Source organism: Nocardioides daeguensis (genome assembly GCF_019192965.1).
GTDB classification, from domain to species: domain Bacteria; phylum Actinomycetota; class Actinomycetes; order Propionibacteriales; family Nocardioidaceae; genus Nocardioides; species Nocardioides daeguensis.
In genome coordinates this window covers 1-18,831 of record NZ_JAHTKU010000017.1, presented here as the reverse complement: position 1 = coordinate 18,831, position 18,831 = coordinate 1, and the positions used below count along the sequence as shown (strand labels likewise).

Here is an 18,831-nt window from a genome sequence, read left to right as displayed (position 1 = left end):
GAGACTATCGAGGAGGACCGGAAGGCCGCGTGCGGGACATCGCGTGGGGCTCTCTGAAGTCACGACCCATGCACATACCCGAACCGACAGGCGACGTTCCTCCCCTCAGACCGTGCAGGGCCGCGACTGCGGAAGCGGCGATCGCGGCAGCACTCGTGGCGCTACTGGCTGCGCGCATCGCCTCCGAGACTGGCGCCGGGACAGGGACCAGCTGCTTGGTGAGGATGTCGGCGGGCGAGACCCAGACGACGTCGCGGCCGAACGCCGGAGCAGTTGCCAGGCCGGCCTCGACGTCGTTGTGCGCCCGACGGGACAATGCGCGGGCCGGCCCGACGAGGTCGGGTGCCTCGGCCTTCTCGGCGACAACGATCGCGAGCTCGGAGCCGGCCTCGATCGCCCGTAGCGTCGCGGAAACAGCTTGAGACAGCCCTGGGCGTCCGGCGATGACCTCGGGGCTGGCTAACGTGGTCTTGTCGTGGGTGGTCTGGCGGAATGCAGCGCGGACCTCCGCGGCCGCGCGAGCCAGCGGCTCCTCGAGGCAGACTCCCGGGGGAGCGAGGTCGCTCCAGCGGCTGGCCAGGTTGCTCCAGGACCGCCCTGCCTCGGCGATGGCGGGGACCAGGCGCTCGGAACACTCGAGCACGCCGACGGCCGCGGCCGCGTCGACGAGGACCATGGTCGCGCCGGCGATGAGCCCCTGGGTGCGGGTGATCAGCAGGATGTTGGAGGGCGCGGGATGCCGGGCCAGCGCGCGGTGGGTCTGAATGTCCCAGTTGGCCAGTGCTTGCGCCAGCCTGCCGGGGTCGTCGGCGGGCCGCATCGCCTCGCCGGCGAGGGCTTGGGGGAATCGAGCGGTCAGGTAGCTGTGGGCGGTGTTCTCGCAGGCGGACATCCGGTCGATCCAGACACCGGTGGGGGCGATCGCGTAGGGGGAGTGGTGCTGTGCGAGGTGGATCCGTCGGCCGGCACTGCGGGCGTCGTTGACGCGGTCGCGGCCGTGCTCGTGGAGCGCGACGTTGACGGCATGGGCGGTCAGGTAGAGCCCGTGCATGATCCGGGTGCGTGCTGCCTCGAGGTCGCGGTGAGCGTCGCGCTGCTCGTGGGGGATCTCGGCGCCGTAGCGGCGCACCAGGCCCGCGGCGTTGAAGAAGGTCTGGGCCATCTGGTCGAGGCGAGGGCTGGTCGGGCCCTGCCCTGGCCACGCCGTGCGGCCGGAGAGGCTGGTCTCGATGGTGGCGGCCTGGGCGGAGAGACTGGCGATGGGCCGGTCGCGCTCGTCGACGCCAGGACGTCGACCGGGCAGGGATGCCCACAGGTCCTCGGCGGCCGCGACCATCGTCGGCCAGCTGCGCAGCAGCGTGCCGGCGGCTTCGCCGTCGACGTCCATGAGGAGTTGGCGGGCCAGGTAGTCGACGTCGACGAGCATCTCGCCGACGCTGCGCACGTCGCGCGTGGTCATCGGGATCTGGTCGACGTCGAACAGCTCCTGGTCGATGTCGGCGTACGCCAGCCGCAGGTCAGTAGCCAAGACCGCGGGCTTCCCGGATGAGGTCGCACACGTCGACGACCAGCTGGGAACCGTGCACCAGGTCGGGGCGGTGCAGCGGCAGGGGACGGGTCAGTTCCTCGGCTTCGGTGAGCAGCTGCAGCGGCGTGCGCTCCTCGAGGTCGGCGTCCTCGTCGACGTCGGGCAGCTCGTAGTCGTCGGGCAGCATGGCGCTGGCCTGGGAGTGCGCGAGATAGACACCGAGTCCGAGGCCGTGCAGCGGCGAGTCGGCGGTGGCCCGGTCTGCGTCGCTCCACACCTGAATGGCGGCCTGGTGCAGCAGGAGGGCGATCGAGCCCAGGCGGTCCCAGGTGCCGTCAGGTTTGAGGGTGTCCACGGGTGTGTTCCTTTCGGTCGAAGGTCGGTCTGGCCTATGAACCCACTTCCGGGTTGGTCCTCGCTCCGCTGTGCGGCGGGCTGTGGATAACTCGGGGTCGTGTCGGCGGCTGGGCACAAACTGGTCTCGTTCGCCTATGTCGTTCGGCGGTTGCCGGACGATCACCGCGGGCAAAGTCAAGAGGTTCGCACTAGTGCTGGCAGACGGAGGAGGGTCGTGATGATGAGGTTCCCGATGACCGTGCTGAGGGTGGTGACGCTGGCGCCTGCGCTGCTGGTGAGCTTCGTCCTCACCGTGGTGGTGTGCGCCCTGCTCCCGCCGGCGCTCGGCCTGGTGGCGTTCCTGGCCGCCAGCGGCCTGCTCGTTGCGCTGGCGATCGGCCAGTTCGAGGTGCCGGCGATCGCGACGCTGACCGGTTCGCGGCCCGCGACCGCAGCTGAGCTCCAGGTGATGGCTCCGGTGCTCGCCGAGCTGGTCGGCCGCGGCGTCGACGTCGGCGCCCTGTTCGTGCGCCGGCGTCAGGGTCCGAGCACCCCGGTGGCTGTGGCGATCACGGATCGCGCGGTGGTGGTCACCCCTGGGCTGGTGGAGGCCACCTATGGCGAAGGAGTGACCGCTGCGGAGGCGGCCGCCGCGATGGCTCATGATGTCGGCCGGCGTCGAGCGGTCCGGCCGCGCCTGGAGCTCGCTGTGCTGGCGGCGACGTCGCCGTGGCGGCTGGTGGTCGCGACGTTCCGTGGCGCGGGCCGGGCGTTCGCCTGGCTTCCGTTCATGCGGCTGGCGTGGACGCTGCGGGGTGTCGTCGGGGTGATCTGCATCGTGCAGTCGGTCGCTGAGGGGCGGGCCGCTCCGGGGATCCTGGGCGGTGCGGTGATCGCGCTGACCTACCTGGTGCCGGCGGCCGGCCTGCGGGTCGAGGCTTGGTCGGAGGCCGCTGCCGACCAGCTGGTGGTCTCGCTCGGCCTGGGCTCGGTGCTGGCTGGTCTGCTCCGGCGTCATGGGCATCCGATGACGCTCGAGCGGCTGCAGCGCCTGGAGACGGCCGTCGAGCAGCCGCAGCGGCCGCGGCTGCATCTGGTGCACGGCTGAGGACATCTCTGGGCGCTGCAGGTCGGCGGGCTAATCGTCTTCCTGGAAGCCGGACGTGGAGTGGTGCACGCAGCCGCGGCCGTTGCCCTCGTGCGGCATGTGGTTCATGCAGGGAAGCGACCCCAGCTTGTGGGAGCAGTCGACCCAGCGGACCGTCGTGCGGTCAGAGCTGCGGTCCGCTGTTGCGAGTGCGGTAGCCATCGCGGACCTCCTAGCGGCGCGGGCCTCGGCGGCGGCCGAGTTGGGGTCGCTGGTAGGCGGCCGTGTCGGTGTTTTTGTGCTGGCGGCCGGATCGGTGGACCTGCGCAATCTCGGCGTCTGGGGAGGGGCCGGTGTCGGCGGCCGCGGCCAGGGCGGCGGCCTCCTCGGTGGCCCTGATCTCCTCGGCGCGCTGCCGGGCCTCTTCCTCGAGCGCGGCTTCCTCGCGAGCGGCGTCACTCATGTGAACTCCCATGGATCCCGTGGACCGGCACCGGCTGCGCCAGTCCTGGTCTCCTAAGTGCGACCCAGGGGTGGGAGCGATCACTTCGGCTGATTCCGTGTTGGCGCGCCCCGGGCCGCTCAGGCCGGCTGCGCAAGAAGCGTGGCGCCGAGCAGGTGCGCGGTCTGCTCGAGGAAGGCCAGGGATCCGTTCGCGCCCGGCCTGTCACACCACGGGTGGGTATCGAAGCCCTCGTCGACGACGATGCGGTGCAGCTGGCCACCGTACGCACGACATCGCCGGCCGGCGTGGGTGGGGCGGTGGTCGACCGCCACAGCGCAGGGCAGGCATGCTGCGGGCGGCGGTGGGCTCACCTGGAGGTCACGGTCCCAGTCGCGTCGCTGACGCAGCAGCGCGGCGGTCTGTTGCCACAGCCCTTGCTCCAGGTGCGCCGACGCGGTGCGACCGAGCGCCTGGTCGGCCGCCGCCTTGAGCAGCTGCTCACCGACGCCGAGGACTCGTTCGTCGACACCACGGCGTAGCACCACCGGGCCAGCGTCTTCGCGGCCATCGTCAGCTGCTCGTCCACGACCTGTCTCCTGGCTCTCGGCAGGTGCCCCACAGGCCGCGCTCAGTGCCCTGGGCATCGTCGGCGGTCGCGGAGTACGACTCTTCGCGGGCGAGCGCCTGGTCGGCTTCGTAGCGGCGGGCGGCACCGCCGGCCAGGAGCTCGCGGGCTACGTCGAGGCCGTCGTGGTCGACGTAGCGCACCAGTCGGTCGTAGCGGTCGCGGTTGGGCTGGGCGGTGTCGGTGACGAGCTCGACGGTGCTGCCGACCGGCGCGAGCTCCTCGAGCAGGTCGGTTGCCTGGTCGGCGTAACACTCGGCCGGCTCCGGTGGGTGGGCGACTTCGGGGGCGTCGATTCCGAGCAGGCGTACTCGGCCGAGCTGGCGGCCGCCGCGGGTCTCGACGCGGATCGTGTCGCCGTCGACGACCGCAGTCACACGCACCTGGGTGGTCTTGCCCTCGGCTGGTTCGGGGCCTGTCTGGTTTCGGGGGAGGGCGGCGTTGATCCCGGCGGCTGTCAGCGCGAGGATCACGGCCACGGCCAAGCCGAGCAGGGCCTTCACCGGGCGACCCTCAGTTGCGCACGCTCGCCGGCGACGGGGATCGCACGCTGCTGCTCGCGCAGCTCGGGGGAGCGGTAGCCGGTCTCGGGGACCTGCTCGTCGACGTCGAGCCGGCCGGCGCCGGTGCCTGCGGGCTGCTCGGGGAGATCCGCGGCGATCTTCGCGGCCAGGTCGCGCAGCGGCGGGGACTCCTCGATTCGGCGGGTGGCCTGCGGCACCGTGGTGTGGTCGCGGTCGAAGTGCCTCGCGATCGTGGGCAGGCTGTGGCCGTGCAGGCGGGCAGCGGTCATGGCCACCGCTCGGGCGTCCGCGGCCACCCGGCTCCGGTCGGCACCCAGGAGGACCTCGGGTGTGGTGTTGAAGGCCTCTGCGGCCGCCACCACGGCGTGCTCGACCGGGCCCTCGGGCCCGAAGGTTGAGGCCGGGGGCTGCTGGTGGAGGTGACCACGTTCTCCTCGGAGCGGGGAAGCCGGGCGGTGTAGCGGCTGTTGACGTGCTCGCTCACCCGGGCTGCGGCGTCGGCCAGCCGCGGCCGCTCGGCGGTGCAGCGGACTGCATGGATCACCGAGCCGTGGTCCTTGTTGAAGTGCTCGGCGCTGCGGATCGCCTCCGGGGTGGTGCCGAACATCGGCGCGGCGGCTTTGATGGCCAGCTCGCACACCGTGGCGGGGCCGGTTGCCGAGGAGGCGGGGACGCTCTGGTCGACCTGGACAGCCAGCACCGTCACCAGGGATCGCAGCTGCTCGGCATCGGGCGGTGCAATGAGGTCGGCAACCCGGTCGTGCTCGCCGCGGCCGGCCGCGTCGAGGATGAGGCCCGCCCGCTGGCGGCCGCCCTGGTCGAGGTCCATGGCTCTCCCTACCGACTCGGGGACCTGGGCGTCGGGAGCGAAGCGCTCGGGACCGGATCCCGGCTCTGCTCCGAGATCCGCCGTCGTGCGTTGTCGGTGATCTCGCTGGCAATCCCGGCCGACTCCCGGGCGCTGGCCGCGGCGTGATCGACGACGTTGCCGAGCAGGCGAACGTCCTCGTCGGCTCGGCCGAGCTCCTTGCCGGCGGTTGCGATGCTTCGCTCCAGGCTGACCGGCTCCAGCAGGCCCAGGGCAGTGACGTCCCGGCTGGCCTGGTGCGCGGTCTCGACATGCTGGGCGGCCAGCTGGGCGACCGGCTTGGCCAGAGCGACCATCTCGCCGACGACCGCGATGCGCGGCTTGAGCTGCGCGACCTCGCTGGCGATGACGGGATAGGAGGTGTCGGCCAGGTCGAGGAGGGTGCGGGCGTCGGTGACGGACTGCGATGCGCGGTTGAGGTGCACGAACAGGTCGTGGGTGAGCTCCGGCATGTCGTTGCACCGCGTGCGCAGCCGGCCCAGGTGCTCGCCGGCGGCCTCGAGGTAGAAGGAGCCGCGCTCGGAAAGCTTGGCCTTGGCCGAGTCGAGCTCGGCGTCGTCGAGCGCGCGGAGAGCGGAGGAGATCGTCTCTTGGAGCTCCTCTACGACCCAGCGGGCCCTGCTCACGGCCTGCTCGGCGTCGAACACAGCGTCGGCGGCGCTCAGTGTGGTGTCGGTGGTCATGCCGACTCACCGCCTCCGGTTTTCGGGCGGGGGAGCGGTGGGAGGCGGCAGTACCTCGCGGAGTCGATCGAGCGCGGCTAGGGCCTGCTCGAGGTGGGCGCGGGCCTCCTGTACCGGGTCACGGTCGGCCGCGGCGGACGGGGAATCGGCGGGTGTGCTCACGGGCAGCTCCTTGGTGGACCGGGGTCATCTCTCAGTCACCAAAGGAAGGTCGACCCGTCGGGGCGATCACCCGACCCGAAGGAATCTCGTGACGATCAGGTGGGGCCGGTCAGGGCTGGTCCCAAGGCATCGACTCCTGCCCGTCGTCGACGCCTTGGCTGATGATGTGCGCCGTGGCGTTGCGTGCGGCGTTGAGGTGCTTGTGGAGGTCGACCGCGAGACCGCGGGCCCCCTCCAGTGGCGGCGGGCGACGCCGATCGCCATCGCCGGGTCGGACTCGTCGGTCATCGCGTGCATGCTGAGCACCTGGTGAGTCAGGGTCTGCTCGAGCGTGCTGGAGAGCTGCGAAAGGCCTGGGGTAGCGCGGCCGCGAGGTCGGCGAACTCCGCCAGCTGGTCTGAGGTCTCGGACGGGATCTGGTCGCGGTCCGTGTCGGCCCGCTCCAAGCCTGCTGCACAGCTGCGTCCTGTAACAGAATGTATGCCGCCACCCTTCGGTTGCGGTGCGCGCCGCAGCTCAGGAACGCGGCCGCCCAGATCCGTCGCTGGGCGGTGGCAACTGGCGGGTTTCGTTCGGCTCGCTTCGGAGCAGCATGTCCGGCCCCGCGTGCGCTGCTGAGGGATCCAGCCCGGCGTTCGCGATCATCTCCTGCAGGCTCAGCAGTTCGGTCGCTGCCTCGGGCCGCGTGCGTTCGTAGTGGCTCAGAACGTAGCGGTTGAAAAGCGGGACCGCCATCGCCAGTTGGCCGCGCTTGGGTGCGTAGACGTCGCCTTCCTCGATGAGTTCCTCACGGAGCCAGGACAGCTCTTGCTGGGAGCGACCGACAGTGTTGGCGATGGCTGCTGTCGAGGCGCGCCCGCCGTGCAGGGCGAGGGCGGCAAGGAACTCCATTTGTCGATCGCTGATTCGGTCCCAGCGGGGGCCAAGGGTGCGGCGCTCGAGCATGCCGGCGATCTGGGGGAGTGCGGCTTCGACGTCGCCACGGGTGATCTGGTCGGGTCCGGGCGCGGATGTCCAGATGGCGTGGGCGAACAGCTGCAGGTGGGCCGGGTAGCCGTTGCTGGCCTCGACCACGGCTGCCGCCGCGTCGGGGGTCCACGCGACACCGGCCTGGCGCGCTGGCTCCACCACGGCGTAGCGGGCGTCGTCGCGTTCGAGGGTGAGGGGGATGGGCTCCAGCACGAAGAGGCGGTCAGGGTGGGTTACGCCAGCCTTGCGGAGCGCGTCGGGGGTGAAGGGCAGTCCGGTGCCGGCGAAGAGGACCGGCGCGGAGGGGTGGTCGACGTTGAGGCGGTGCAGTGTCGCCGCGAGCAGGGCGAGGTCGGGCCCAGAGGCGACCTGGAGCTCATCGACGGTGATCAGCAGGCCGCCGCTGTGGGCGTCCGTGCGGACTTCGGCCGCCAGCGTGGCCAGGGCGTCAGCGAGCGTTCCTGCGTCCAAGCCTGGTGCTGCGGCGTCGGATTGGCGAGTGGAGATCCCGGCACCGATGCCCGCGATGCTGAGGCTGACCCCACCGATCCGCTCGAAGGCATTGCGGGCGCGCTGCCATGGGCCGGCCTCCTCGGCCATGCGGGTGCGAGCGCGCTGGAGCAGCGCCTCGACCAGACCAGCGTGGCCCGAGACAGCCTGGAGATTGACCACCTCGAAGCCTTGCTCCTTGGCTAGGTCCGCGAACGCGCTCACCGTGACGGTCTTCCCCACGCCGCGCGGGCCAGCAAGGACCATGTCCTGGGCACGGACGCGGCCGCCAGTGACAATGTCGTTGAGCACCAAGTGCCAGTCACGGAGAAGGCCGTCGCGTCCTGCCAGGACGGGCGGGTTGTGGCCAGCACCGGGCGTGTATGGGCTCTGATCCACGAGCGCCACCTTCCTAGACTCACCTAGATTTGAAGAGTTTTCTAGGTCAGTCTAGGTCGCAGTCGGCTCACTCGGCCGGAGGAGCTCTCGCGCGTATAACCGGCGTGTCAACGGCCCAACCGGGGAGGCGGGGGAGGAGCACAGCCGGCAGCAGGCCGGTCCGCGTTGAGGCGTCGACGGGCTGCATGGTCGGGACTCTCGGGGACTTGGCCGGCCTCGCCGGCGACGAGGGATTCGGCGAGCTTGTCGGCAAGTACGGCGATGTCGGCCGACAGCACCTGCTCGAGGATGTCGGCGATGCCCGCGGTGGAGCCGTCGCAGTGGTCGACCAGATCGGCGGCGAGGCGATCGAGGGCGCGGTCGCCCTGCTGGGTGAAGGTGACGATGCGGGGGCCCGACTGCTCCGCGTGTGAAGTGCTCATTTGGTCCTCCTCTGTTTGGTCACCTAGGTGATCCCGGACCTTGGGAGCGATCAACTGTGCGAGGGCTTTCGCCAGATCGGCGCGCGGCAGGCGAGCCGACAGGTTCGCCTGCCGTCGTGCCGCAGAACGCGGAGCGCACCGCGGAGGGGCACGGGCGGCATCGGATCCGCTGCTAGTTGCGCTCGACTCGCAGAGCGATGATTCGCCACCCGTCACGAACGCGGCGTCGGGCGGCCGCGAGCGCTTGGTCGTAGTTGGAGTCCTCGACGGTCAACTCGTCTCGGCCGAGGGTGTTGCCGCCGCGGTGGTCGGGCGGGATCTCCTGCACCGTGGCGTACAGGGTGAGGACTCGTGCTTCGGTCTCGGTCACGCGCTCGACTCCTGCCCGGCCATAGTGCGCATCAGGCGAACGTCGCGGCGGAATGCTGATGAGAGCCCAGAACTCTCCTCCGGATCAACCTGATAGCCGATCAGGCCATCCTCCACCAGGTCTGCGGCGGTCTCCAGGATGCGCGCCACGCGCAGAAGAAGCGCCGGGGGCGTCTGGACCGACGGCTCATCGTAAAGGCCGGTCGTGGCCACCTGATCGTGGACCAGCAGTCCGAGATAGCTCTGCGCGTGTGCGATCTGAGCCACCCGATCGCGCGTGTGCTCGAGATCGTCGCGCTCGACGAGGAGGATGCGGACAACCTCGCCCAACCCCGCGAAGACCCTGCCGGCGAACCTCACGGGAACCGCGGCGGTCCGCGGTGCGCTCATCAGGTCCGCACCCGGTGTCTCTTCGACGAAGCCGAAGACGATCTCCCTGGCCATGCCTGCGAGGGCGTCGTCGGTGAGGTACCGGCGGGCTGTGGTGTCTGTGACACGCATCTGCTCGGCGACGAACTGAACCCGTTCGTCAAGCAACTCGCCCGCAGCGGAGCGGGACATCGTCATGCCAAGGTCGGAGACGGCCGCCAGGAGGTCGTCGATGCGCTTGTCGCGCTAGGATCGTGCAGCCACCCCGATCAGCCGGCGGCACTGGAGTAGGGGTCTGGCGTAGTCATCACCGGGATTCTGCCATCCAGGTGCGAAGGGGCGTCAGCGCCGATCGCGACGGGCGTGGGAGCTGGGAACGTTGTCGGACCGTAGGGCGGGAGCGACGGTGACGGACAGTGGGCGGGCGGCTCCAAGACAAGCCGTTGGCTCGGGCTGGCGCCCGCTAGCCGCGAGAGGGTTGCCCGAGTTCTCTGTCGACCCTTCTCTCACGTGGCGCCCGGATGCAAAGGCCGCATCCACTGCTGCCCGGGTTCGCTCCGTGCTGCTGGGCATGAGATGGGTATAGGTGCGCAAGGTGAAGCCGGGGTCGCTGTGGCCGAGGTACTCGGACACAGCGCGAATCGATTCGCCGGCGTCTAGGAGCACGGAGGCGTACCAGTGGCGGAGGGCGTGCATGCCGTTGTCACGCGATTGCTCGATGCCCACGTGGGCTTGGCCGGGCTTCCAGAGCCGTGTGTTGAAGTAGTTGCGGTTGAGGGCAGAACGCTCGCGTGTGGTGAGTATCAGTCCAGCGCTCGATTTCGTGTTCGCCTGGGGCGTCCCCCACGGGAGCGTGACGCTACGTCGCGGGTAGGTCGCGAGGTGGCTGCTGAGTTCCGTTGCGACGCTCTCGGGGAGTGGGACGGTGCGGGTCTTGTCGCCCTTCGGCAGGCCGAAGACCAGGCGGTTGCCGCCGAACACCTTGACTTGCCGCCTGACCTCCACAACTCCGCGGAGAAAGTCGACATCCTCGACCGCGAGCCCAAATACCTCGCCTTGGCGTAGTCCCAGCCCCGAACCCAACGTGACTGCGATCCTGTACTGGGGCGGAAGCGCGTCGTGCATGGAGGAGACCCACTCGGTCGGCCAAGGCACCACCTTGCGGCGCGACGTTGCGGGCCTTGTCACTGAGCTCGCCTTGCACGGATTCTTGGCGATCATGTCGTCGTCGACCGCAGCCGAGAAGATGGCAGACACGTTAGAGAAGATGACGCGCCGGTAGGTCTCGGCCATCTCCATCGACCGTAGGAGCTTCTGAATGGTCGACGGCTTGATCTGTCTCAGCTCGAGGTGTCCTAGCGTCGGGAACACATGAAGCCTGAGTCGCAATTCGGTCGCCTCGTAGGTCAGCGGACTGAAGGTCCGACTGTCGAGCCACTCCTCGGCATAGGCCCGAAACGAGATCCTGCCAGCGTCGACATCAAGGTAGGTTCCACGAAGTTTGTCCGCCTCGACCGTGTTGCGGAACGCAACCGCCTCGGCTTTGCGTCGGAAGGTCTTACGGCGCTGCCGCCCCTCGGGATCTCGGTAGTTGACGACGTAACGAGGGCTGCCGTCGTCGGCTGGTCTCCCAGAGCTAATACTGGCCATGGCTGTCCTCGGCAGAGTCGGACCGGGTGACCAACAATGCTGACGAGCATCTGCTCGCTGGTCGCGATGGAGTCGATTCCGGGTCAGGCTGATGGCCCGTCGGGATCACTGATTCTCCTCGAGTCGCACCGTCCAACTGATCACGGTTGCTGCCCGCCAGCGCAGGTGCTTGCCGACACGGAAGCCGGCCGGGCCGTAACCCGTCGTCCGCCAGGAGTAGATGGTCTGTTTGGTCACGCCAAGGTAGGAAGCGACATCGTCGATGTCCCACAGCTCTTGGGCCTCGACCAGCCTGGGTGCCCGGCTGCCGCGGTCTCCGCGACGCCGCGGTCCAAAGATTCCCGGTTCCACAGCCGGCACGTTCGAGTTCGTTGCCATCATCAAGCCCCTCCTTGCGGCGTTGACGGACATTCGGTCTACAGGCACCTATGTCGGACGGAGGCACGGGAGCGATCACGCAGGTGCAAATGATGTGGCAGCGAGCTGACCCGGGACTCACGGTGCTGGTCGCCGAAATGTGCGATGCGACGCTCGCGGCTCGGGCCACGGACCCAGTTCGAGACCGCTGCGGCGACCTACCCGGTCTGAGCCAGGCGAACCGTGCGCCGGGGGATGGCGCTTCTAAGATTTGTACCGGATTTGTAACAGACGAGCGGCTACCAACAGCAAACGCCGCCGAGCGACCAGAAGGTCGCTCGGCGGCGTTTGTGCAGGTCAGCGGCTGTTCTTCGTGGTTGTTCGGCGTTGTTGAACGACCACAGCCGGAGGCCCGGTTAGATGTCGTAATACAGCTCGAACTCGTGCGGGTGCGGCCGCAGCTGCACGGGCGCGATCTCCTGCTCCCGCTTGTACGACGTCCACGTCTCGATCAGGTCGGGGGTGAACACGTTGCCGACGGTGAGGAAGTCGTGGTCGGCCTCGAGCGCATCGAGTACGGCGCCGAGCGAGGTCGGGACCTGGGCGATCTCGGCCATCTCGTCCGGCGGGAGCTCGTAGATGTCCTTGTCGACCGGGGCGGGCGGCTCGGTCTTGTTCTGGATGCCGTCGAGGCCGGCGAGCATCAGGGCCGAGAAGGCGAGGTACGGGTTCGCCGACGGGTCGGGGAAGCGAGCCTCGACCCGCTTGGCCTTCGGGTTGCTGCCGGTGATCGGGATGCGGATCGACGCGGAGCGGTTGCGCGAGGAGTAGACCAGCGAGATCGGGGCCTCGTAGCCCGGCACCAAGCGGTGGAACGAGTTCACGGTCGGGTTGGTGAACGCGAGCAGCGCGGGGGCGTGGTCGAGGATGCCGCCGATGTACCAGCGGGCCAGGTCCGACAGGCCGCCGTACCCGGTCTCGTCGTAGAACAGCGGCGAGCCGTCCTTCCACAGCGAGGAGTGGACGTGCATGCCGGAGCCGTTGTCGCCGAAGATCGGCTTCGGCATGAAGGTGACCGACTTGCCCTGCTCCCAGGCGGTGTTCTTGATGAGGTACTTGAACTTCATCACGTCGTCCGCGGCCTTGAGCAGCGTGTCGAAGCGGTAGTTGATCTCCGCCTGGCCGGCGGTGCCGACCTCGTGGTGGGCGCGCTCGACCTGGAGGCCGCAGGCCTCGAGGTTCTTGACCATGTCGGCGCGCAGGTCGCTGTAGTGGTCGTACGGCTCGACGGGGAAGTAGCCGCCCTTGAGGCGGGTCTTGTAGCCGCGGTTGGTCTCGTCGGCCTTGCCGGAGTTCCACCAGCCCTCGACGGAGTCGATGTGGTAGTAGCCCTCGTTGACGCCGGTGGAGTACCGCACGTTGTCGAAGATGTAGAACTCGGCCTCGGGCGCGAAGAACGCGGTGTCCGCGATGCCGGTGGAGGAGAGGTAGGCCAGCGCCTTCTTCGCGATGTTGCGCGGGTCGCGGGAGTAGGCCTCACCCGTGATCGGGTCGTGGATGAAGAAGTTGACGTTGAGGGTCTTCGACTTCCGGAAGGGGTCGATGTACGCCGTCGTCGGGTCGGGGAAGAGCGACATGTCCGACTCGTTGATCGCCTGGAAGCCACGGATCGAGGAGCCGTCGAAGCCCAGGCCGTCGTCGAACACGGACTGGTCGAAGGACGAGGCCGGCACGGTGAAGTGCTGCATGATGCCGGGCAGGTCGCAGAAGCGGACGTCGATCATCTCGACGCCCTCGTCCTTGATGTACTTGAGCAGCTCTTCGCTGTTGTTGAACATTCGGTCCTCCTCGGCTGCGGCGCCGCGGCCCAGCCATCGGTTCAGCCTGTGGCGATCGGGGGCACCGGTACGGCGATGAGCCGGAACCCTCCCTGGCAACCTACCGAATGACCTGTTGCCGACGCAGTACCGGAGTGTTTCGTCCGTGTTAACAACGTGCGCATGCCGAACTGCCCCGACCCACGAGGGGGCCGGGGCAGCTCGGGACGCCGGATCAGCGGATGAAGAGCATCTCCTGGTAGGTCGGCAGCGACCACAGGTCGTCGGCGACGACGGCCTCGAGCGCATCGGCGGCCTCGCGGACCGCGAGCATGGCCGGGAGGACCGCGTCCCGGTAGTACGCCGCCTCCTCGAGGCCGTGGTGCTCCCCGGCGCCGGCCTGGGCGGCGACGAGCGCGGCGATGCTGGACCGGAGAGTGGTCACCAGATCGGTGACGGTGAGCAGGTCGGTGGTGTCGGCCTCGACGCCGGCCGCCTTGAGCGAGGCGACGTTGGTGGCGAGCTCGGTCTGGTAGCGGACCGCGGCCGGGAGGATCGTCGTGCGCGCGATCTCCTCGGTCAGGTTCGCCTCGACGTTGATCGTCATCACGTACTGCTCGACACCGACCTCGAAGCGGGAGTCGAGCTCGGCCTCGCTGAAGACGCCGTACGTCGAGAACAGCTTCTTGGCCTCGGGGGTCTGGTACTCCGGCAGCGCGTCGACCGTCGTGCGGAGGTTCTTCAGACCCCGCTGCTCGGCCTCGGCGTGCCACTCCTCGGAGTAGCCGTTGCCGTTGAACACGACCGCGCCGTGCTGCTCGACGACCTTGGCGAGCACGGCCTGGACGGCGTCGTTGAACTCCGTGCCCGTGGCCACGGCGGCCTCGAGCTCGGTGGCCAGGTAGTCGAGCGCCTCGGCCATGATCGTGTTGATCACGACCATCGGCGCGGCGACGGTCTGGTTCGAGCCGGCGGCACGGAACTCGAAGCGGTTGCCGGTGAAGGCCATCGGCGAGGTGCGGTTGCGGTCGCCCGCGTCCTTGGTCAGGTCGGGCAGCGTGTCGACGCCCACGGACAGGACGCCCTTCTGCTTCGACGAGGTGGCGCCGCCCTTGGCGATCTGCTCGAAGACGTCCTGCAGCTGGTCGCCGAGGAAGATCGAGATGATGGCCGGCGGGGCCTCGTTGGCGCCGAGGCGGTGGTCGTTGCCGGCGCTGGCGATCGAGAGCCGGAGCAGGCCGCCGTACAGGTGCACGGCGCGGATGACGGCCGCACAGAAGACGAGGAACTGCGCGTTGTCGTGCGGGTTGTCGCCCGGGTTGAGGAAGTTGCCCTGGTTGTCGTTGCCGAACGAGAAGTTCACGTGCTTGCCGGAGCCGTTGACGCCGGCGAACGGCTTCTCGTGGAACAGGCACTGGAAGCCGTGCGTCTTCGCGATCGACTTGAACGTCGACATGATCAGCTGCTGGTGGTCCGAGGCGAGGTTGGCGCGCTCGAAGACCGGCGCGATCTCGAACTGGCCGGGCGCGACCTCGTTGTGGCGGGTCTTCGCCGGGACGCCGAGCTTGAACAGCGCGCGCTCGGTGTCGTGCATGAAGCCCAGCACCCGCTCCGGGATGGCGCCGAAGTAGTGGTCGTCGAACTCCTGGCCCTTCGGCGGCTTCGCGCCGAACAGGGTGCGGCCGGCGTTGAGCAGGTCGGGACGCGAGTTCACGAAGGCGGTGTCGACCAGGAAGTACTCCTGCTCGGGGCCGCAGTACGACACGACGTTGTCGATGTCCTCGTGGCCGAACAGCGCCAGCACGCGCTTGGCCTGCTCCGACATCGCGTTCTGCGAGCGCAGCAGCGGGGTCTTGTGGTCGAGCGCCTCACCGGTCATCGAGACGAAGATCGTCGGGATGCACAGCGTGTTGCCGTTGGGGTTCTCGAGGATGTACGCCGGCGACTGGACGTCCCAGCCGGTGTAGCCACGCGCCTCGAAGGTCGCCCGGATCCCACCGTTGGGGAAGGAGCTCGCGTCGGGCTCGCCCTGGACGAGGGTCTTGCCGGAGAACTCCCAGACCGCCGTGCCGTCGCCGACCGGCTCCATGAACGAGTCGTGCTTCTCGGCGGTGAGCCCGGTGAGCGGGTAGAAGACGTGGGCGTAGTGCGTGACACCGCGCTCCATCGCCCAGTCCTTCATGGCGGAGGCGACGATGTCGGCGACCGCGGGGTCCAGCTTCTCGCCGTTCTGGATGGTCGCGAAGACCGACTTGAACACCGACTTCGGCAGGCGCTTCTGCATCACCGAGAGGGAGAAGACGTTCTCGCCGTAGATGGCGCCCGTCTTCTCGTCGGCGTCGAAGAACGCCGCCGGCGCCTCGTTCGCCTCGATGTTGCGGATCGCGCCCAAGCGGGTCGGGTTCGAAGTCATGCGGAACTCCCTGTGGTCTCAACAGATGCCGTCGTGCAGACGACTCACCGGTGACGGTAAGGCGTCCAGATTTCGCAGGGTTGCCCGAATGTTTCAGGCGTGTAACAGGTTCGGCGGAGACGGCCCTCGCGCAGACGCGGGAGGCCCCCGCTAGCGTGGGAGGGTGATCGAGAACGCTTCCTGGGGTCGCCGGATCCTCGCCCTGCTGGTGGACTGGCTGTTGAGCACCCTGGTCGTCATCGTGATCTTCGGCCTCGACGAGTACACCAAGCCCGGCTCCTTCGCCTCCGGCGCGGTGCTCATCGTCTTCGTCGTCGAGTCCGGCCTGCTGACCTGGCTGGGCGGCGGCTCGGCCGGCAAGCTGCTCACCGGGCTGTGCGTCGTACCCGCCGACGGGCAGCTGCGCCGCCTCAGCCCGGTCAAGGCCATCGGCCGTCAGGTCCTCGTCGCGCTGGTCATCCCGCCGCTGGTGTTCCGCCCCGACGGGCGCGGCCTGCACGACCTGTTCGCGGGGACCTCGACCGTCACCTTCGCCACCCTGCGCACGCTGACCAAGTAGCCACGGCTCCCGCCCCGGCCGTCGCGCGCGTGACACCCACAGCAGGTCGAGCAGCCCTCGGCCCCTGCGGGAGGTGTCACTCGGTGTCGCCTCAGTAGCCGACGAGCTTGGGCTCGGCCTCGATCGCGCGCAGCGGCTGGGCGGGCCCGTCGATGGTGACCGTGCCGGGGATGGCCTGCCAGGGCCCCTCGCCGACCCGGTAGCGACCGGTGTAGGTGGTCGACAGGCTCGGCCCGTACTCGCCCGTGCGTCGGTAGTCGTGGGTGATGGTGAGGTCGGGGTACGCCGCGCCGGGCTCGGTCGTGCTGGTCGACGTGCCGTCCCCGAAGTGCCAGGTGTAGGTGGCCGGGGTGGCTTCGAGGGTGACCTGTTGGCCCAGCAGGTTGACCGTCGTGGTGATCGGCGTGGTGCTGGTCGTGTAGAAGTTCGTCTTGAAGTTGACCAGGGTCAGGCCGTCGGGTGGCTGGATGACCAGGGTGCCGGGGGTGAGCTTGAGCTCCGCAAAGGCCTTCTGAATGTCGGCGAGAGTCGGTCCATCGGAATCGTCGTCGGTGCAGAACTCGTGGTCGACGAATTCACCAGTGACGGCCACCGCAGCCTGACACGCAGCACTGCCGGCGGTCGGTGAGGCGGGGATGCCCGCGGCGTCAGGAGGCGCGCCCTTACCTGGTTGGCCACTGCTGCTATTGCTGTGCGTCAACCAGAAGCCGTTGTCGTTGGTGCCGGCGGTCGGCATGCTTGTCGGCGTCGGCTTTGAGTCGGCCTCGGCCGTGGAGGCCGGGAGAATCGCGACGACGACTGCCGTGGCGAATGCAGCAGCGGCCTTCATTGCTGATCCATGACTTCCATGTGCCAGGTACCGGCGGACCACTGGCAAGCAACGGCTACCGATGCCGATCCAGCGGCGGACCTATGCTCGGAGCCATCGCCGTCAAGGACGACCTGCTCGACGTTTGTCACCGTAAGCAGTGCTTCGAATGCGGTCAGTCCCTTGCCCTGCAGACGGTTCAGCTTTACTACGACCGGGGTGTACTGCCCGCCTTGGATATGACCGCCGCCCTCGTAGAGGGACCGGATCGCTTCAAGGCCGGCGTTGCATCCCTCGCAACTCTTGCCCGACGCCGCCCTCAGCCCCTTCACGTCACCCGTGACCTGGGCGTAGTTGATCAGCTCCCAGTAGTACGCGATGAACGCCCGCGCCCCGGCCTCGCTGGCCTCGGTCGCCTCCACCGGCAGTTCCGGCTCGACCGGGGCGGCCGCGGAGGAGGTGGTGGGCGACTCCATCGTGCCGGTGGGGCTCCACGTGGGGGACGGATCGGCCGCGGGCGGGTCGTCGTCGGAGCAGGCGGTGAGCGTCGCCAGGGCGACCGACAGCGAGAGTGTCAGGGCGGCGACGCGGCTCGTCGTACGCATGGGTCCTCCCGAGAAGTGCTGCGCCCGGACCGGGGACGCGTTGCGACGCTATCCCGATCCGGGCGGAGGCGCCACCGGGAGGTGGCCAGGTGTGGAGAGAGCTCGTCAGCGACCACGGAGGTTGCCGCGCATGCCCTTCATCGAGGTCGGCACGGGGCCGCGGGGGAGCGGCACCTTCGGGCGCTGGGCGTCGAGGGCGCGCAGCCGCTGGCGGATCTCGGTGATCTCGGCCGGCTTGACCTGGCGGCCGAGCTTCTGGACGTGGCGCACCAGCTTGTTCAGCGGGACCTGGCCCTCGTCGTTGCCGACCAGGACGTCGTGGACCGGGTAGTCGCCGGCGACCCGCTCGTGCTTCTTGTGCTCGCTGATCATCAGCGCCTTGAGGCGGCTCGGGTTGCCCTCGCCGACCAGGACGATGCCGGGCGGGCCGACGATGCGGTGGACCATGTCCTGCTGCTTGGTGAAGCCGACGACCTCCTCGATGACCCAGCCGCGGCGCAGCATGGTGAGCGCGCGGGCGGCGGCGCCGAGCTGGCCGTCGAGGCGGGCGAACGCCGCCTTCTGGGCACGACGACCGAACACGATCATCACGGCGAGCAGGCCGATGAGGAAGGTCGCGACGCCGGCGAGGATCCAGCTGAAGACCGAGTCGTTGTGGGGCAGGACGAGCCGGAACAGCGCCAGCCCCAGGCCGCCGAACACCAGGAACGAGCCGAGCATCCACCAGCGGATGGCCGGGTCGACCTCCCGGGACATCTTGTAGGTCTCGAGGATCTGCCGGCGGCGGCTCATCGTGGACGGGTCGAGAGGCGTGTTCGACATGGGGTGCTGCGGTCTCCTCGGACGGAACGTGGAACTTCAGGCAGTCGCTTCGGCGCGCGAGTCCCGCGCGGCCATCGCCTGACGATACAGACGACCCGCCCGGTACGACGAACGGACGAGCGGTCCGGACAGGACGCCGGCGAAGCCGATCTCCTCGGCCTCGGTGGCGAGGTCGACGAACTCCTCGGGCTTGACCCACCGTTCGACGGGGTGGTGTCGGACGGAGGGGCGTAGGTACTGGGTGATGGTGACCAGCTCGCAGCCTGCCTGGTGCAGGTCGCGCAGGGCTTGGGAGACCTCGTCGCGGGTCTCGCCCATGCCGAGGATGAGGTTGGACTTGGTGACCAGGCCGAAGGCGCGGGCCTGGGTGAGGACGTCGAGGGAGCGTTCGTAGCGGAAGGCGGGGCGGATCCGCTTGAAGATGCGGGGGACGGTCTCGAGGTTGTGGGCCAGGACCTCGGGGCGTGCGTCGAAGACCTCGGCGAGCAGGGTGGGGTCGCCGTTGAAGTCGGGGACCAGGTTCTC

The 18,831-nt window shown here is 69.0% G+C and carries 22 protein-coding genes; 2 read left to right on the top strand and 20 right to left on the bottom strand.

Annotated features, from left to right (window positions below; genetic code table 11):
* Nucleotides 1–4: 4 nt before the first annotated feature.
* Together KU893_RS13750 and KU893_RS13745 are read right to left on the bottom strand one after the other, a co-directional pair.
* Nucleotides 5–1,528 (bottom strand): hypothetical protein, encoded by a 1,524-nt coding sequence (locus KU893_RS13750; protein WP_218234945.1) that lies wholly within the window; start codon nt 1,526–1,528, stop codon nt 5–7.
* A complete protein-coding gene (locus KU893_RS13745) occupies nt 1,518–1,883 on the bottom strand; it encodes a hypothetical protein (protein ID WP_218234944.1) in 366 nt (121 codons plus the stop codon). The genes KU893_RS13750 and KU893_RS13745 overlap by 11 nt, the downstream gene beginning before the upstream one ends.
* Before the next feature lie 234 nt (nt 1,884–2,117).
* Here KU893_RS13745 and KU893_RS13740 point away from each other — a divergent pair, with 234 nt between their 5' ends.
* Nucleotides 2,118–2,972 (top strand): hypothetical protein, encoded by an 855-nt coding sequence (locus KU893_RS13740; protein WP_218234943.1) that lies wholly within the window; start codon nt 2,118–2,120, stop codon nt 2,970–2,972.
* Between the two features lie 211 nt (nt 2,973–3,183).
* On the opposite strand, the gene KU893_RS13735 is transcribed toward KU893_RS13740, so the two are convergent.
* From KU893_RS13735 to KU893_RS13670, 14 genes are all read right to left on the bottom strand, one after another.
* Entirely contained in the window at nt 3,184–3,414 is a 231-nt protein-coding gene (locus tag KU893_RS13735; protein WP_218234942.1) for a hypothetical protein, read from the bottom strand.
* Between the two features lie 119 nt (nt 3,415–3,533).
* A complete protein-coding gene (locus tag KU893_RS13730) occupies nt 3,534–3,941 on the bottom strand; it encodes a hypothetical protein (RefSeq protein ID WP_218234941.1) in 408 nt (135 codons plus the stop codon).
* 25 nt (nt 3,942–3,966) lie between these two features.
* Nucleotides 3,967–4,524: a thermonuclease family protein gene (locus tag KU893_RS13725; protein ID WP_218234940.1), complete on the bottom strand. Its 558-nt coding sequence runs from the start codon at nt 4,522–4,524 to the stop codon at nt 3,967–3,969.
* Nucleotides 4,521–4,841 (bottom strand): helix-turn-helix domain-containing protein, encoded by a 321-nt coding sequence (locus KU893_RS13720; protein ID WP_257441161.1) that lies wholly within the window; start codon nt 4,839–4,841, stop codon nt 4,521–4,523. Before KU893_RS13720 ends, KU893_RS13725 begins: the two co-directional genes overlap by 4 nt.
* Nucleotides 4,811–5,374, bottom strand: a complete 564-nt coding sequence (locus KU893_RS13715; RefSeq protein WP_218234938.1) for a hypothetical protein — start codon at nt 5,372–5,374, stop codon at nt 4,811–4,813. The genes KU893_RS13720 and KU893_RS13715 overlap by 31 nt, the downstream gene beginning before the upstream one ends.
* An 8-nt stretch (nt 5,375–5,382) precedes the next feature.
* A complete protein-coding gene (locus tag KU893_RS13710; protein ID WP_218234937.1) occupies nt 5,383–6,096 on the bottom strand; it encodes a hypothetical protein in 714 nt (237 codons plus the stop codon).
* Between the two features lie 678 nt (nt 6,097–6,774).
* The gene (locus tag KU893_RS13705; RefSeq protein WP_218234936.1) at nt 6,775–8,124 is read right to left on the bottom strand and encodes an ATP-binding protein; all 1,350 of its coding nucleotides are present in this window, start codon (nt 8,122–8,124) and stop codon (nt 6,775–6,777) included.
* A gap of 98 nt (nt 8,125–8,222) precedes the next feature.
* The gene (locus KU893_RS13700) at nt 8,223–8,537 is read right to left on the bottom strand and encodes a hypothetical protein (RefSeq protein ID WP_218234935.1); all 315 of its coding nucleotides are present in this window, start codon (nt 8,535–8,537) and stop codon (nt 8,223–8,225) included.
* Nucleotides 8,538–8,709: 172 nt separating this feature from the next.
* The gene (locus KU893_RS13695; RefSeq protein ID WP_218234934.1) at nt 8,710–8,907 is read right to left on the bottom strand and encodes a hypothetical protein; all 198 of its coding nucleotides are present in this window, start codon (nt 8,905–8,907) and stop codon (nt 8,710–8,712) included.
* Nucleotides 8,904–9,473 carry a hypothetical protein gene (locus tag KU893_RS13690; protein WP_218234933.1) on the bottom strand — a complete coding sequence of 190 codons (570 nt, stop codon included), beginning with the start codon at nt 9,471–9,473 and terminating at the stop codon, nt 8,904–8,906. The genes KU893_RS13695 and KU893_RS13690 overlap by 4 nt, the downstream gene beginning before the upstream one ends.
* A 144-nt stretch (nt 9,474–9,617) precedes the next feature.
* Nucleotides 9,618–10,925, bottom strand: coding sequence for a tyrosine-type recombinase/integrase (locus tag KU893_RS13685; protein ID WP_246592636.1), 1,308 nt, complete (start codon nt 10,923–10,925; stop codon nt 9,618–9,620).
* Between the two features lie 105 nt (nt 10,926–11,030).
* The gene (locus KU893_RS13680) at nt 11,031–11,306 is read right to left on the bottom strand and encodes a helix-turn-helix transcriptional regulator (RefSeq protein WP_218234932.1); all 276 of its coding nucleotides are present in this window, start codon (nt 11,304–11,306) and stop codon (nt 11,031–11,033) included.
* Between the two features lie 392 nt (nt 11,307–11,698).
* Nucleotides 11,699–13,120: a type I glutamate--ammonia ligase gene (gene glnA / locus KU893_RS13675; RefSeq protein ID WP_218234931.1), complete on the bottom strand. Its 1,422-nt coding sequence runs from the start codon at nt 13,118–13,120 to the stop codon at nt 11,699–11,701.
* A gap of 214 nt (nt 13,121–13,334) precedes the next feature.
* The gene (locus KU893_RS13670; RefSeq protein ID WP_218234930.1) at nt 13,335–15,512 is read right to left on the bottom strand and encodes a glutamine synthetase III family protein; all 2,178 of its coding nucleotides are present in this window, start codon (nt 15,510–15,512) and stop codon (nt 13,335–13,337) included.
* A 163-nt stretch (nt 15,513–15,675) separates the two neighbouring features.
* Here KU893_RS13670 and KU893_RS13665 point away from each other — a divergent pair, with 163 nt between their 5' ends.
* Complete coding sequence (locus KU893_RS13665; RefSeq protein WP_218234929.1) at nt 15,676–16,071, top strand: RDD family protein; 396 nt, start codon at nt 15,676–15,678, stop codon at nt 16,069–16,071.
* A gap of 91 nt (nt 16,072–16,162) precedes the next feature.
* Here KU893_RS13665 and KU893_RS13660 read toward each other — a convergent pair whose 3' ends face one another.
* The 4 genes from KU893_RS13660 to KU893_RS13645 form a co-directional block, all read right to left on the bottom strand.
* On the bottom strand, nt 16,163–16,663 hold the full coding sequence (locus KU893_RS13660) for a PKD domain-containing protein (RefSeq protein ID WP_218234928.1): 501 nt from the start codon (nt 16,661–16,663) through the stop codon (nt 16,163–16,165).
* Nucleotides 16,664–16,896: 233 nt separating this feature from the next.
* Nucleotides 16,897–17,484, bottom strand: coding sequence for a DUF6318 family protein (locus KU893_RS13655; RefSeq protein WP_218234927.1), 588 nt, complete (start codon nt 17,482–17,484; stop codon nt 16,897–16,899).
* A 105-nt stretch (nt 17,485–17,589) separates the two neighbouring features.
* Nucleotides 17,590–18,306: a DUF4191 domain-containing protein gene (locus KU893_RS13650; protein WP_218234926.1), complete on the bottom strand. Its 717-nt coding sequence runs from the start codon at nt 18,304–18,306 to the stop codon at nt 17,590–17,592.
* Between the two features lie 36 nt (nt 18,307–18,342).
* Nucleotides 18,343–18,831, bottom strand: a 489-nt coding sequence (locus KU893_RS13645) for a lipoyl synthase (RefSeq protein WP_218234925.1), incomplete at its 5' end; no start/stop codon positions are given.